General features: G+C 64.2%; 15 protein-coding genes. 6 read left to right on the forward strand and 9 right to left on the reverse strand.

The window, feature by feature from the left end:
- Positions 1-43: 43 nt before the first annotated feature.
- Together HB860_RS05715 and HB860_RS05720 are read left to right on the forward strand one after the other, a co-directional pair.
- Entirely contained in the window at positions 44-1,780 is a 1,737-nt protein-coding gene (locus tag HB860_RS05715) for an ABC transporter transmembrane domain-containing protein (protein WP_247626012.1), read from the forward strand.
- A 109-nt stretch (positions 1,781-1,889) separates the two neighbouring features.
- Entirely contained in the window at positions 1,890-3,641 is a 1,752-nt protein-coding gene (locus HB860_RS05720; RefSeq protein WP_247626013.1) for an ABC transporter transmembrane domain-containing protein, read from the forward strand.
- Between the two features lie 56 nt (positions 3,642-3,697).
- Here HB860_RS05720 and HB860_RS05725 read toward each other — a convergent pair whose 3' ends face one another.
- The gene (locus tag HB860_RS05725; protein WP_247626014.1) at positions 3,698-4,879 is read right to left on the reverse strand and encodes a hypothetical protein; all 1,182 of its coding nucleotides are present in this window, start codon (positions 4,877-4,879) and stop codon (positions 3,698-3,700) included.
- Positions 4,880-5,309: 430 nt separating this feature from the next.
- Here HB860_RS05725 and HB860_RS05730 point away from each other — a divergent pair, with 430 nt between their 5' ends.
- Positions 5,310-5,783, forward strand: a complete 474-nt coding sequence (locus tag HB860_RS05730) for a DUF4442 domain-containing protein (RefSeq protein ID WP_139434310.1) — start codon at positions 5,310-5,312, stop codon at positions 5,781-5,783.
- Between the two features lie 142 nt (positions 5,784-5,925).
- On the opposite strand, the gene ybcJ is transcribed toward HB860_RS05730, so the two are convergent.
- From ybcJ to HB860_RS05750, 4 genes are all read right to left on the reverse strand, one after another.
- The gene (gene ybcJ / locus HB860_RS05735; protein ID WP_010674882.1) at positions 5,926-6,159 is read right to left on the reverse strand and encodes a ribosome-associated protein YbcJ; all 234 of its coding nucleotides are present in this window, start codon (positions 6,157-6,159) and stop codon (positions 5,926-5,928) included.
- Positions 6,160-6,332: 173 nt separating this feature from the next.
- A complete protein-coding gene (locus tag HB860_RS05740) occupies positions 6,333-6,737 on the reverse strand; it encodes a MaoC family dehydratase (protein ID WP_202045846.1) in 405 nt (134 codons plus the stop codon).
- Positions 6,734-8,518, reverse strand: a complete 1,785-nt coding sequence (locus HB860_RS05745) for a class I poly(R)-hydroxyalkanoic acid synthase (protein WP_247626015.1) — start codon at positions 8,516-8,518, stop codon at positions 6,734-6,736. The genes HB860_RS05740 and HB860_RS05745 overlap by 4 nt, the downstream gene beginning before the upstream one ends.
- A 92-nt stretch (positions 8,519-8,610) precedes the next feature.
- Positions 8,611-8,961 carry a phasin family protein gene (locus HB860_RS05750; protein WP_139434313.1) on the reverse strand — a complete coding sequence of 117 codons (351 nt, stop codon included), beginning with the start codon at positions 8,959-8,961 and terminating at the stop codon, positions 8,611-8,613.
- A gap of 303 nt (positions 8,962-9,264) precedes the next feature.
- Between HB860_RS05750 and HB860_RS05755 the strand changes: the two genes are divergently transcribed.
- The 3 genes from HB860_RS05755 to pdxY all read left to right on the forward strand — a co-directional run bounded on the left by HB860_RS05755 (position 9,265) and on the right by pdxY (position 11,873).
- A complete protein-coding gene (locus tag HB860_RS05755) occupies positions 9,265-9,828 on the forward strand; it encodes a VC2662 family protein (RefSeq protein WP_139434314.1) in 564 nt (187 codons plus the stop codon).
- Positions 9,829-9,906: 78 nt separating this feature from the next.
- Entirely contained in the window at positions 9,907-10,662 is a 756-nt protein-coding gene (locus HB860_RS05760) for a DUF429 domain-containing protein (protein WP_247626016.1), read from the forward strand.
- Positions 10,663-10,997: 335 nt separating this feature from the next.
- Complete coding sequence (gene pdxY, locus HB860_RS05765) at positions 10,998-11,873, forward strand: pyridoxal kinase PdxY (protein WP_247626017.1); 876 nt, start codon at positions 10,998-11,000, stop codon at positions 11,871-11,873.
- Positions 11,874-11,911: 38 nt separating this feature from the next.
- On the opposite strand, the gene HB860_RS05770 is transcribed toward pdxY, so the two are convergent.
- The 4 genes from HB860_RS05770 to HB860_RS05785 all read right to left on the reverse strand — a co-directional run bounded on the left by HB860_RS05770 (position 11,912) and on the right by HB860_RS05785 (position 14,140).
- Positions 11,912-12,205 carry an antibiotic biosynthesis monooxygenase family protein gene (locus HB860_RS05770; RefSeq protein ID WP_041998542.1) on the reverse strand — a complete coding sequence of 98 codons (294 nt, stop codon included), beginning with the start codon at positions 12,203-12,205 and terminating at the stop codon, positions 11,912-11,914.
- A gap of 114 nt (positions 12,206-12,319) precedes the next feature.
- Positions 12,320-12,826: a GNAT family N-acetyltransferase gene (locus tag HB860_RS05775; RefSeq protein ID WP_139434317.1), complete on the reverse strand. Its 507-nt coding sequence runs from the start codon at positions 12,824-12,826 to the stop codon at positions 12,320-12,322.
- 352 nt (positions 12,827-13,178) lie between these two features.
- Entirely contained in the window at positions 13,179-13,571 is a 393-nt protein-coding gene (locus HB860_RS05780) for an NUDIX hydrolase (RefSeq protein ID WP_247626018.1), read from the reverse strand.
- Complete coding sequence (locus HB860_RS05785) at positions 13,568-14,140, reverse strand: class IV adenylate cyclase (protein ID WP_247626019.1); 573 nt, start codon at positions 14,138-14,140, stop codon at positions 13,568-13,570. The genes HB860_RS05780 and HB860_RS05785 overlap by 4 nt, the downstream gene beginning before the upstream one ends.
- Between the last annotated feature and the right edge of the window lie 122 nt (positions 14,141-14,262).

The following is a 14,262-nucleotide window of genomic DNA, read 5'->3' on the forward strand; positions in this document are numbered from 1 at the left end:
ATGACCACGCGGCCCCCGCTGTGCCGCGAGCAAGGACTTTACTGTGAGCGTATTTTTGCGGCTTGGCTGGTTTTTCAAGGATCAGTGGCGGCGTTATCTGATGGCCATCTCATTGCTGATGATGGTGGCCCTGTTGACCGTGATCCCCCCCAAGGTGGTGGGTTGGGTAGTGGATGGCATCGCCAGGGGGGAGCTCGATGACGGCACTCTGATGGGCTATCTGGCGGGGCTGCTGGGCCTTGGGCTGCTCATCTATCTGCTGCGCTACGTGTGGCGGGTCATGCTGTTTGGCGCCTCCTACCGGCTCGCCTATGTGCTGCGCAACCGCCTCTTTACCCACTTCACCCGCATGAGCCCGGATTTCTATCAGCGCCACCGCACCGGCGATCTGATGGCCCACGCCACCAACGACATCCAGGCGGTGGAGATGACGGCCGGGGAGGGGGTGCTGACCCTGGTGGACTCCTTCATCGTCGGGATCCTGGTGCTCTCCATCATGTGCAGCCAGTACTCCTGGCAGCTGACCCTGCTCTCCCTGCTGCCGCTGCCGGTGATGGCCTTCTTCATGAACCGCTTTGGCACCCAGATCTACAAGGAGTTCAAGGCGGCGCAGGGGGCCTTCTCCCGGCTCAACAACAAGACCCAGGAGGCTCTCTCCGGGGTGCGGGTGCTCAAGTCCTACGCGGTGGAGTCCCTCGAGGATCAGGGCTTCGCCGAGCTGACCCGCCAGGCGGGGGAGCGCAACATGGCGGTGGCCCGCATCGATGCCAAGTTCGATCCCGTGATCTATCTGTGCATCGGCTGCTCCTACTTCCTGGCGGTGGCCGGCGGCAGCGCCCTGGTGCTGCAAGACAAGCTGACCCTGGGGGAGCTCACCAGCTTCACCATGTACCTGGGTCAGCTTATCTGGCCCATGTTCGCCATCGCCTGGCTGTTCAACATCATAGAGCGGGGCAGCGCCGCCTACTCCCGCATCGAGAGCATGTTGGGGGAGCGCAGCGACATCGAAGAGCCGGTCCGGCCCGCGGCCTTTGTCTCGGCTCTGCCCCTTGAGGCCAGGGGCCTGGGGTATCGGCTGGAGCAGCGCAGCCTGCTTGCGGGCATCGACTTTGCCCTGCAGCAAGGAGGCATGCTGGGGGTGGTGGGGCGCACCGGGGCGGGCAAGAGCACCCTGCTCAAGCTCCTGATGCGGCTGGCCAATCCCACGGCCGGCACCATTGCCATGGGGGGCGTGCCCATCGACCAGCTGCCCCTGGGCACCCTGCGCAGCCAGTTTGCCTATGTGCCACAGGAGCCCTTCCTGTTCTCCACCACCATCGCCGCCAACATCGCCCTCGGCAAGCCGGAGGCGAGCCGGGAGGAGATAGAGCGGGTGGCCCGCATCGCCTGCGTCCACGACGACATCGTTCGTTTCCCCAGGGGGTATGAGACCGAGGTGGGGGAGAAGGGGGTGACCCTCTCCGGCGGCCAGAAGCAGCGCCTCGCCATCGCCCGCGCCCTGCTGCTGGCGGCACCTGTCCTGGTGCTGGATGACGCCCTGTCGGCGGTGGATGCCCACACCGAGCAGCAGATCCTGCTGGCGCTCAAGGCCCACAGACGGACCCTCATTCTGGTGAGCCACCGCATGACGGCGGTGGAGCAGGCCGACGAGATCCTGGTGCTGGATCAGGGAGCCATCAGCGAGCGCGGTACTCACGGCGCCCTGATGGCCCACAACGGCTGGTATGCGGACATGGTGCGCTATCAGCGCCTGGAACAAGACGTGGAGGAGAGCCTGTGAGTTCGATGATGAGACGAGTGGTACCCCTCATCCCCAACCCTTCTCCCGCAAGGGGAGAAGGGGGAAAAGAGAGTCAATTCCCTGAGAGTGCTGTGCTGGAGGCAAGTCTGTGAACCCGACCATCAAACGGCTGCTCGCCTATTGCGCCCGTTACCCGCGCTGGCTGGTGCAGGCGGGCGTCTGCCTGCTGCTGGCCACCGGCGCCGAAGTGGCCGGGCCCCTGCTCATCAAGCTCTTCATCGACGACTATCTGGCGCCGCGCCAGCTGGTGTGGCCCCACATCGCCGCCCTTGCCGCCGGTTATCTCGGCCTGCAGGTGCTCTCGGCGGCGGGTTTCTACCTGCAATCCCTGCGCTTCAACCGCATCGCCCAGGTGGTGGTGCAGCGCCTTCGCGAGCAGGTGTTTGCCACCGCCATCCGGCTGCCTGCCCGCTATTTCGACAAGCACCGCTCGGGCTCTCTCATCTCCCGCATCACCAACGACACCGAGGCGATCATGAACCTCTATGTCCAGGTGATAGGGCTCTTGGTGCAAAAAGTGGTGCTCTTGTGCGGCATCCTCATCTCCATGGCGCTGCTGGATCTGCGCCTGATGCTGGTGTGCGCCACCCTGCTGCCGGCGGTGGGGGCCGTGATGTGGCTCTACCAGAAATTGAGCGTGCCCGTGGTGCGGGCGACCCGCAGCCTGCTCTCCGACATCAACAGCCGGCTCAACGAGTCCCTGCAGGGGATGCCGGTGATCCAGGCCATGGTGCAGGAGCGCCACTTCGCCAATGCCTTTGCCGAGGTGAACCAGCAGCACTGGCAGGCCAGGATCAAGAGCCTCAAGATCAACGGCATATTGCTGCGCCCCCTCATCGATCTCTTCTACATGATGGTGCTCATCGGCCTGCTGGCCCTGTTTGCCCACGAGGGGCTGAGCATGGGCGGCGCCATCCAGGTGGGGGTGCTCTACGCCTTCATCAGCTATCTGGGGCGCATGATCGAGCCCCTGATCGAGATGACCAACCAGCTCAACCAGCTGCAGCAGGCCATGGTGGCGGGGGAGCGGGTCTTTGCCCTGCTGGACGAATCCCGGGAGAGCACGCAAGGGGAGAGCCCTGCGTTGCAGGGGCGGGTCAGCTTCGAGGGGGTGAGCTTCTCCTACGATGGCCAGCAACCGGTGCTGCAGGAGGTGAGCTTTGCCACCCGTCCCGGCCAGATGCTGGCGCTGGTGGGCCACACCGGCAGCGGCAAGTCCACCATCATCAGCCTGCTGATGGGCTTCTACCCGCTGGATCAGGGCTGCATCCGCTTCGATGATCACCCCATGAGCGCGTTGTCGCTCTCGGCGGTGCGCCGCAGCATAGGCCTGGTGCAGCAGGATCCCTTCATCTTCGTCGGGACCCTGGCGGACAACCTGCGCCTCGGCCGTGACGGCATCGATGAGGCGCGGCTCTGGCAGGCCCTGGAGGAGGTGCAGCTGGCCGCCTTCGTGCGCCACCTGCCAAAGGGGCTGGAGACCCTGATGGAGGAGGGGGGCAAGAACCTCTCCGCCGGTCAGCGCCAGCTGCTCTCCTTTGCCCGCGCCCTGGTGGGGGATCCTCGGATCCTCATCCTGGACGAGGCGACCGCGAGCGTGGACTCCCAGACCGAGCTGGCGCTCTCCCAGGCGCTCTCGGCGGCGCGCCGTGGCCGCACCACCATCGCCATCGCCCACCGGCTCTCCACCATAGTGGATGCGGACGAAATCCTGCTGCTCTCCCGCGGTCAGGTGAGCGAGCGCGGCACCCACGCCGAGCTGATGGCGCTGGGGGGCCACTACGCCCAGCTGTTCGAGATGCAGAGCCAGGGGGCCTGGCTCGAAGAGAAACGGGCCTGAGGTTCCTCATAAAAAACAGCCGGCAGATGCCGGCTGTTTTTATATGGGAATGTGCCTCAGACCGTGGCCTTGCGCCGTGCGATCAGCTTGGGCTCCAGGGGCGGGAAGTCGTCGTTGAAGAAGGTGTCGGCCTCCTCGATCTGGGCCTTGCGCTGCTTCTGGATGAAGTTGTCGAAGTCGCGCTTTATCTCGGGATCCTTCAAGGCCTCGTAGTCGAACACGTTGGCGGCGTAGAGGTAGTTGAAGTGGATGTCGACGAACTCGGCGCTGGCACAGGCGGAGGTGAACTTGCTGTTCTGGCGGTCGAAGTTGACGCGGTACTGCTTGATCTTCGGCACATAGACCAGCTCGCTGCCCACCTTGAACACTTCCACCGTGATGCCGACCGTGATGGTCTTGTAGAAGTCCTTGTTGTTCTCCACCCCGAAGCGGATGGCATCCCCCTGTTTTTGCAGGAACTTGTTGAAGCTCGCCAGCGCCGTGGTGCCCTGGCTCACCACCACGTCCATGATGAAGTTGATGAAGTCGGTGGCGATGCTGAGCCCCTTGATGTGGCGGCTGTAGCTCTGCTGATCGATCTTGCTCGGCCCCATCAGGGGGATCTTGGAGAGGGCCCTGGCCCAGAGATCCGCGTCCGTCTTGTACTGCTCGCCATAGGCCTCGGCGTAGCGGTTGATGTAGGCGGTGACCACTGAGGTGATGGCGATGAGGTAGGCCTTCTGCTCCGCCAGTCTGGCCATGATGGCGGGATCGTCCAACAGCTCGTTGGCGACGATGAACTCCACCAGACCGTCCTTGTCGGCATAGGGATCGCCCCCCAGATTCCTGGCGGCGGTGGGCAGGTTGACGTCGTTGAAGAAGGCCTCGGCCTCGGCGAACTGATCATGGTTGCTCAGGCGGTTGGCCGGGGCCTCGCGCACCAGCTGGCAGAGCACTATCTCGGCCTCGTAGTCCGACTCGCGCCACAGGGGGGCCTGGGCCTGGTTGCCGAAGGTCTTCTTGTAGGCGAGGTTGAAGTCGAACAGCACCGAGCTGCAGCCGCAATCCATGGCGAAGTCGACGGCGTAGCTGAGCGGCCCGGTGGGCAGGGGCTTGCTCATCTTCCCCTTGGTGCTGAGGTTGGCATAGCACTTGAGGTACTCCCGGCCAAACAGCTCAAAGGCACGGTTGTTGTTGAAGTTGAGCAGGAAGGTACCGGCGCTCTCGCCCCCGTTGAACAGCTGTTGAACGTTACTCATCTCTCTATCCTTATGCTGAGATTGGTGTCACAGGATGGCTCGGTGCCGAGTGGCCATGCACGAGCCAGCAGAGCCTAGCGAGGGGGGCGGCATTTCGTTACTGTGACTAATCCCAGTGGCGCTGACGGATGAGTGGGCTAGCGCCGGGGCAACCCCGTTTCTCGTTAGCTTTCATCCGGCTAGTGTTGTCATGAAAGTGCCATATGAGTTCTTTCTTGAAAAAAAACGCCGCCCTCGGGGGAAAATGGCGTGGCTGTGGCGGCGAATGCCCGGGCCCATCATTTGCCCATCGAATGCAACGGCGCCCATCATTTGATTTTCAAATGCACCCGGGAGCCGATCGTCCTCACAACGACGGCAATGGAGGCTTGTCTATTGGGGTGGTGACTGGCAACATTTCGTTCACACTCACTCATCGGATCAGTTTGCAATGGACCTGCAACGCTTCAAAGCCAATCTGGCACTGCGCCTGTTCGCCTGGCGCTATATTCCCGTCATCGGTTTTTGCGCCCCCGTCATCGAGGAGATGAACGCCAGGGCGCTGCGCATCCGCATTCCCCTCGGCTGGCGCACCCGCAACCACCTGGGCAGCATGTACTTCGGGGCGCTCGCCACCGGCGCCGATCTGGTGGGGGGCTTGCTGGTGATGGAGAAGGGGCGGGCAAGGCGCAAGAAGGTGCATTTTGCCTTCAAGGATGTGCAGGGGGAGTTTCTGAAGCGCCCCGAGGGGGACGTGCAGTTTGACTGTGCGGCCGGGGAGGCCATCGACGCCATGATAGACGAGTCACTGGCGACGGGGCAGCGTATCAACCGCCCCATCCAGGTGGTGGCCACCTGCCCGTCGCTCAACGGGGATGAGGCGATGGCGCGCTTCGTGCTGACCCTGTCGATCAAGGCAAGCTAGCCCGCCACAGTGTGCTGGCAGGGCGGGGGCAAGGGTCCGCGGATCTCGGGGTGGGCCCTTCCTTCACCACGACCTTTATGCTGCTCAAGTTGACCGCCAGCCCGGCGACTGTGCTGGGCAGCTTGCGGGGCAGATCTCGGGCTTAGAGGATCTCGGGGCTGACGCCTTCCTTCACCACGACCTTCATGCCGTTGAAGTTGACCACCTGCTCGGCCACTATCTTGCAGCGTTTGCGGGTCTCGACCTGACCGTCCACTTCCACCAGGCCCTCGGCGACCAGCGCCTTGGCGGCACCGCCACAATCGGCCCAACCCTGATGCTTGATCAGGTCACACAAGGCAACGAAGGGGTGACCTTCGAGCAGAAACGTCTCCATGGGAAATCCTCTAGCTGGATGAATGCCTACACGGCAGGGCGGCCATTTTAGGCAGTTAGGCGGGGCAGGGAAAGGGCCTGGGCCCAATTGCCCCGAAAAAGGGGTAAGCGGAGCGGGGGAATACAATCAGCCCGGCGAGGGCCGGGCTGATTGTATCTGCGTGCCGTCGGTGCTCAAGGCCGCTTGACCACGGCTTCCCCCGTCACGGCGAGGGCGCCGCCTTGGGTGAAGATGCGGGTGGCCAGGGTGGCGATGGGCTTGTCATCTCGCAGGGCAATCACCTCCACCTCTGCCGTCACCTCGTCCCCGACAAAGACCGGCAGCTTGAAGCTGAGGCTCTGGCCCAGATAGATGCTCCCCTTGCCCGGCAACTGCTGGCCCAGCAGCCCGGAGAAGAGGCTGGCGAGCAGCATGCCGTGGACGATGGGCCGTTCGAACGCAGTGGTGGCGGCGAAGGCCGGATCCAGGTGCAGGGGATTGAAGTCCTCCGAGAGCGCGGCGAAGGCGGCCACCTCCGCCGCCCCGAACCGCTTGCTGAGACGGGCTTTCTGGCCTACTTCCAGGGGCAGTGGGCTCATGCGGCGTCCTCCTCGGTGGCGCTGGCAAACACCGGGTTGAGCCGCACCTTGACATAGTGGCCGGGGGCGGGGGCCAGCCCCTCCGCCGGGACTCGCGCGGGAACTGGCTCCGCCCCTTCGTCACGGCTCTGGATAAAGCCCATCATCTCGGGCCACCAGGAGCCGGTCTGGTGTGTCGCCCCAGCAAGCCAGCTCTCCGGACTCTCGGCCTCGGCCTCGCTCTGCCAGAAGCCGTACTTGTTGGCGGCCGGCGGGTTGATGATACCGGCGATGTGGCCCGATTCCGCCAGGAGGAAGCGCTGCTCCCCGCCGAACAGCTTCATGCCCTGCCAGGTGCCCTGCCAGAGGGCGATGTGATCGTCCACCGCCGACACCAGCAGCACAGGGGTCTTCACCTTGGCGAGATCGATGCGGGTGTTGCGGATCTTGAGCTCCCCCTTCACCAGCTGGTTCTCCAGGTAGAGACGGCGCAGCAGGCTGTTGTGGGTCTTGCCCGCCACATGGGTGCTGTCGCTGTTCCAGTGCAGCAGATCGAAGGCCACCGGGCTCTGCCCCTTGAGGTAGCTGTCGATGTAGTAGTTCCAGTAGAGGCTGTTCTCCCGCAGCAGGCTGAAGGAGACAGCCAGCTGGCGCCCGTCCATGATGCCCTTGGCCTCATTTTGCGCCTCGAGCGCCGCTATGATGGGCTCGTGGATGAAGATGCCAAGCTCCCCGGGTTGGGAGAAGTCCAGCAGGGTGGTGAACAGGGTGGCGGTGCGTACCCGCTGCTTCTGGCGCCGTGCCGCCAGCCAGCCCATGGCGAGCGACAGGGCAGTGCCGCCGATGCAGTAGCCGATGCCGTGCACCTCCCGCTCGCCGGTGGCCGCCTCCACGGCGTCCAGGGCGGCGATGACGCCGTCCACCACGTAGTCGTCGAGATCGACCTGTGCCTGTGCCACCCCAGGGTTGCGCCAGGAGATCATGAACACCGTCTGGCCCTGGGCGACCAGCCAGGCGACCAGGGAGTTCTGGGGCCGCATGTCCATGATGTAGTACTTGTTGATGAAGGGGGGCACGATCAGTACCGGCGTCTTGCCCACCGTCTCGGTGGTCGGGCTGTACTGGATGAGCTCGTAGAGCTCGGTGCGCTGCACCACCCGGCCCGGGGTGGTCGCCAGATCCCGGCCGAGCTCGAAGGCGGACTCGTCGGTCAGGCGGATGTTGAGCTGATCGGCGCTGCGCTCCAGATCCTCGGCCAAGAGGGCCAGCCCGCGCACCAGGTTCTGGCCGTCGGACTCCAGGGTCAGCTTGAGCAGCTCCGGGTTGGTCGCCAGGAAGTTGCTGGGGGCCATGGCGTTGACATACTGGCGGGTGAAGAAACGCAGCCGCTCCCGGCTCTTCTGGGGGACGCCCTCCAGGGCATCCACCGAGGCCAGCAGGTGCCTGGCGGTGAGCAGGTAGGACTGCTTGAGGTAGTCGTAGAGGGGTTGTTCGCTCCAGGCCTCGGCCTTGAAGCGGCGATCGCTGCGCTCCGGGGTGATCACCGGCTCGCTCTGCTGGCCTGCGCTTTTCAGCAGGGTGTGCTGCATCAGCTTGAGCTGATCCTGCCACCAGTTCATCTGGGCCTGGATCAGTTGCCAGGGCTGCTGGCTGCCCTGCTCCAGCACCTGGCCCAGATCGTCCAGATTGGTCTGCAGCAGCGCCTGGGCGGTGCGCTCTGTCTGGGCCTTGGCCATGGCCAGCAGCTTCTCGTTGTAGTGGGCCAGGGCCTCGAACAGCGGGCCATAAGATGGTTGGCTCATGTGCTCTCCTTCACCCACACCCGCGGCGGGAACTCGCCCGCACCGTCGAGTCGTGGGGAGATGTGGCTGCCCGAGCGGGCAGCCAGGGGTTATCAGGCCTTGCCCGTGCTCTTCTTGATGCCGTCCGCGGTCAGGGCATCCAGCTCTTCCTTGAACTGTACCCCGAGGGCGTTGAGCTTCTGGATATCGTCCAGCATCTGGCGGGAGAGCTGGCTGGCGGTCTCCAGTTGCACCGTACCCAGGGCAGCCAGACTCTGGGCATCCTGCACCTTGCTCACGGCCTGCAACTGGTTGAGGCCCAGTTCGGCGTAAGCGTTGGCGGAGGCCAGCTGCAACCGGGTCAGCTGCTCTATGTTGCTGGCCAGCAGCTGGTTGTAGCGGGTGAGGGGGGCGGCGAAGCCTTGCATCTGCTCGGTAAAGCTCTTGATCACGTCCATATTCATCATCGGTCTCCAGTTCGGCAGAACAGTGTTGTTGTGGGCCAATCGGCCCTTTTTACGGGTACTGCATGTCATCCCTGTTTACGTGTTGCTTGCTCTGTTCAAACACACGTTTGAGCATTCTGCAACCAAATATGGTTTGGTGTAAATGACATAAATGTTAATTTCTGTTTGAATTTTTATGTCAGCACCGCCCGCCGGGGGGCCGGGTCAGACGAGAGGTGACGCACTGGACCCGGCGCGGCCTCGTCCCGCCAGCGCCGCGCTGGTAGGCTGGCACGTCACTCAGACTGCCAAGGAATCCCGATGAAACCTCTCGCCCTGCTGCTCGGTTGCTCCGCGCTGGCCCTCGCCGGTGCCGCCCAGGCCAGCACCCCGGTCCAGATCTCCCTGCCCGGCCTCAACCTGCCAGCCTCCCACCAGGTGGAAGGGGCGCGCGCCTCCTTCCTGTATGGCCGCACCGGTCAGGTGAAGGGCATCGATCTGCCGGTGTTCGCCCTCTCCGACGTGGATCAGTTCACCGGTCTGCAGCTGGGCATCTTCTTCGGCGCCGCCCGGGTGCGTCACCAGTTCGGCGGGGTCGCCATCAACGCCGTCAACTGGCACGAGGGGCAGGACACCGGGGTCAACCTGGGCTTCGTCAACCTGACCAACAATGTGCAGGGGCTCAACTGGGGGGCGGTCAACATCGCCAAGGGCAATGCCCTTGCCAACCTCGGCTTCGTCAACTACGCCGAGCGCACCACCTTCCAGCTTGGCTTCATCAATGCCACCAAGCACCTCGATGGCCTGCAGATAGGTCTCGCCAACTACGCCGAGAACGGCATCTTCCCCATACTGCCCCTCATCAACTTCAAGAAATCCTTCTAGCAGAGGCGCCCGGTCTTGCTTTAGGGGACGCAGCCATTACCCTGTGCACCATCAATAGTGCGCAGAGGTGACAGGGGCATGACAACGGAACACTTGGATGCCATCGGCATCGGTTGGGATGTGAGGGGCTGGCAGGGCAATGCCCAGGCGGTGGCCGTGGTGGGCTGGCAGGCCCGCACGCAGCAGTTGCACTGGCTCGGGGTCTCCCCCCTGTTTCGGTTGAGCTCCCGGGTGGCGCCGGATCTGGACGCCTTGCTGCGCCCGGCGCTGCAAGACGAGATGGCGCTGATGCAGGTGCTGGCCTGCCCGCGACTGGCGCTCGGCATCGATGCCCCGCTGGCCTTTCCCCGCGCCCTCGGCGAGCTGCTGGCGGGGAGGGGAGTCGAGTGCGCCGTGCCCCAGCGGGAGATAGACAACCCCTATGCCTATCGGGACTGCGAGCGCTGGCTGCATCAGCAATACGGCAAGAAACCGCTGTCTGCCACCTTCGACAGGCTCGGCAACAACGCCACCCTGGCGCTCTCCATGTTGCCGCGCCTTGGGGATCTGCAGCTTGTGCCGAGGCTTGAGCACAGGGCCGAGCGCGCCGTGCTGGAGGTCTATCCGGCTCTTGCCAAGGTCGCAGGCAAGGCTTCACCTGCCAGGGAGGAGATAGCGGCCTCCTTGCCGGCTGATGTGGTGGCCGGGACGGATCGTTACGACGCCGCCCTCTGCGCCCTGATGGCGCTGCAATATGCCGCCGGGGGAGCGGCCGCGGCCCTGCCGGATCTTGTCTCTGCGCCCTCCGACTTCCCCTTGGACGAAGGCTGGGTCTATCACTTCGTCAGGCCTTAAGCCTTAACTACAAAGCCTGGGGCGTCGGCCCCGGCTTGTTTGCCGTCGCCCCTCGTTACTCCCCCTCGTATCTTGCTCCCGCCATCCACCACCTTGTATTAAAAATGCTCTCATATGCCATCAAACAAGAGTGTTGAAGAGCCCATATTACACCGACGAGACCGAGACGATTCTGGTTCGCCAGGTTGAGCAAGGGCGGCGGGGGTTGGCGTAACACTCCATTGAATGGTCTTTTTGCCGCATAAATGGCGAGGGTTGCCGGGAATCGCTGGCAGAGCCCGCTCTGCATCCGATATATTGCCCGCTTTCCTCATGCTTCTTCAGTGGTGGTGTCGATGAAACGCATTCTCTCTATCCAGTCCCACGTGGTATTTGGCTGTGCCGGCAACAGCGCCGCCGTCTTTCCCATGCGCCGTCTCGGCATGGAGGTCTGGCCCGTCAATACGGTGCAGTTTTCTAATCACACCCAGTACGCGGCGGGCTGGCAGGGGATGGCGATGCCCGCCGGCCATATCAGCGCCCTCTGTCAGGGGCTGATGGATATCGAGGTGCTGGGGCACTGCGATGCGGTACTGAGCGGCTACCTGGGATCGGCGGAGCAGGGGAACGAGATCCTGGCGGTGGTCGCGGCCGTCAAGGCGGCCAATCCGGCGGCCATCTATTTTTGCGATCCCGTGATGGGCCACCCGGAGAAGGGGTGCATAGTCGCACCCGGCGTGACCCGCTTCCTCACCGAGCAGGCGCTGCCAGTGGCGGACATCATGGCCCCCAACCTGCTGGAGCTGGAGACCCTGTGCGGCGCCCACCTGACGACCCTGGCCCAGACCCGCGCCGCCGCCCACCAACTGCTGGAAAGCGGTGTCAAGATGGTGCTGGTCAAGCACCTGGGGCGCGCCGCCAGTGATCCCGGTCGTTTCGAGATGCTGCTGGCCACCCCCGAGGGGGATTATCTCATCGCCCGGCCGCTCTACGAGTTTGCCCGCCAGCCGGTGGGGGTGGGGGATCTCATCAGCGCCCTGATGCTGGCCAACCTGCAGGCGGGGTTTGATGCGGTGGCCGCTTTCGAGCGCACCAATGCCGCGGTCGATGCGGTGTTGCGCCAGACCTGGCAGGCGGATGCCTACGAGTTGCAGCTGATCGCGGCCCAGGCCCACTTCGCCGAGCCGCGGATCGCACACAGGGCCGAGCGCCTGGCAGGCGAGGTGGCGTGATGCCGCAACCATGATCGGCCAAGTTCATCCTTGGCTGATCAAGGTTCTACCGCCTGAAAATGCTCCACAGTGGGGAAGGGATCGTAGAAGTGATGGAGCAGCGCCTTCCACTCCTGGTACTGGGGGGAGCCGCGAAAGCCCTGGGTATGATCCTCGAGCCGTTGCCAGTTGACCAGCAACAGGTAGCGGTGTGAGTCGGTCAGTGAGCGTTGCAGCTGGTGGCCGGCGTAGCCGGGCAGGGTGCTGATGATGCGTTGGGCCTGCGCGAATGCCTGCTCGAAGGCGGCAGCCTGGCCCGGGATGATCTGCAGCGGGGCGACTTCCAATATCATGATGGCTCCTTGCCGTCTCTGAATGAAGGGGCCATTTGAGCAGTGAACGCGCCAATAAACAAGGCCAGCCTCGGGGCTGGCCTTGTTGCGTTGGGCCTTTGGGCTTCTCGCCCCTCAGAGCTGCTTGTAGAAGAACTGGGTCGCCGCCAGGGTGCCGTCCGCGTTGCGGGCGAAGTCCGGGATCTGGCCGGCCTCCTGGTAGCCCAGCTGGCGGTAGAGGGTGGAGGCGATGTCGCCTACCCGGGTGTCCAGCACCAGCAGGGTGCGCCCGGCCTCCCGGGCCCCTTGCTCCATGGCCTGCATGAGGGCGCGGCCCACCCCCTTGCCGCGGGCCTGGCTGTGTACCATCAGCTTCTCCACCTCGGCCCTGTGACCGCCGTTGGCCTTGGTGCACAGGGAGAGCTGCAGGGCGCCCACCAGGTGGTGCTGATCGAAGGCCACCCAGAGCTTGCGCACCCCGTCGGCCAGCTCCCCTTCGATGCCTTGCCAGTACTCCAATCCCCGCTCTTCCTGCAGGGGCGGCAGGAAGCCCACCGAGGCGCCGCTGGCCACGCAATCTTGCAGCAGTGTGATCAACGCAGGCTTGATGCCTCTGGTGCTATCGACCTCAAGGATCTCCATTGAAACTCCTCTTCTTGTATCCAATTGCCAATCAATTCGGGATTAACGGTTCAATCTTGCTCTGTCAGCCGGTGTTCCTGGGACGGAGCTGGAAGGCTGTCCACGAGCCATCTCCCTAGCGGATCTGCCCCTGCTCGGCCAGCCACTGGAACAGCAGGCGGGGCATGGGAGATATTCGTCCATGGGCCATGCCGCTAGCGGATCAGCCCCTGCTCGGCCAGCCACTGGAACAGCGGGCGGGGCATGGGAGATATTCGTCCATGGGCCATGCCGCTAGCGGATCAGCCCCTGCTCGGCCAGCCACTGAAACAGCAGGCGGGGCATGGGAGATAGTCGTCCATGGGCCATGCCGCTAGCGGATCAGCCCCTGCTCGGCCAGCCACTGGAACAGCAGGCGGGAGACCGGGGAGATCTCGCCCAGATGGCGGCTGTCCAGCCAGCGCAGCTCGGCGATCTCCGCCGAGGCGGTGGGGCTGCCGTCGGCCTCGCCGGTGTAGCAGCGCAGCCTGACTTCAACCCCTTGCGGCTTGCCGTCGGCCTGAGCGCTGAACTCGCAGGCGAGGCGCAGGGTCTCGGGTTTGAGGCTGATCGCCAGCTCCTCCGCTATCTCGCGCACCAGGGCCGCCTCGTCGCTCTCCCCCGGCTCACGCTTGCCGCCGGGGATGTAATAGAGGGCCTTGCCGTGGGAGCGGGCACAGAGCAGTTGCCCCTCCTTGAAGGTGAGCCAGGCGAGTTTGTCGATCATGGGGCTGATTCCTCTTGTCGAAGGTGGGCGGACTGCTCGCACAGGGTGCGATAGGAGCGGGTTTCCCGCATCTCGGGGCCGAGCCCCAGCCGGGCGGCCAGCGTCAGCAGTTGCTCCCGGTAAGCGGGCAGCGCGGCCTCCTCGTCGGTCATGATGGCGAGCTCGGCAAAATCGCCGATCCCGGCCAGGCTGTCCAGGGTCAGGTGGAAGGGACCAAGGAAGTAGATGCTGCGCCGCTTGTCGATGGTCAGCACCGGCTGGTAACCCAGGGTGCGCACCATGCTGATGGCCTTGTCCGCGTCCGTGATGTTAACCGCCTCGCAGCGATCGGGCCCCGGTCCCTTGACTATCCAGAGCCGGATGCCGGAGGGCGCCATGGTGCGGATCACCAGGCTCTTCTGCTCCCTTGCCAGGGCAAGGTCCGCCGTGTCGAAGTAGCAGTCCTGCTCATGATTGTCCGCCACCATCACCTCGGGGCCGAGGGCCTCGAGGGCACGGAGGAAGGCCGCGCCATCCGTCAGGCGGTATTTGAACTCCACCTCGAAGCGACCCTGAAAATGTGTGGTCATGGCTCGGCACCGGCACCCAAACGAAAAATGAATAGGGCAGACTAGCAAAAGCGCGGGGCTCGCCCAAGCACCGGGATCACAGCTTGGCGCTGACTGCTCTCTTTATGACCATCTGGTGAGGG

It is taken from the genome of Aeromonas genomosp. paramedia, assembly GCF_023093515.1.
In the GTDB taxonomy this organism is placed as follows: domain Bacteria; phylum Pseudomonadota; class Gammaproteobacteria; order Enterobacterales; family Aeromonadaceae; genus Aeromonas.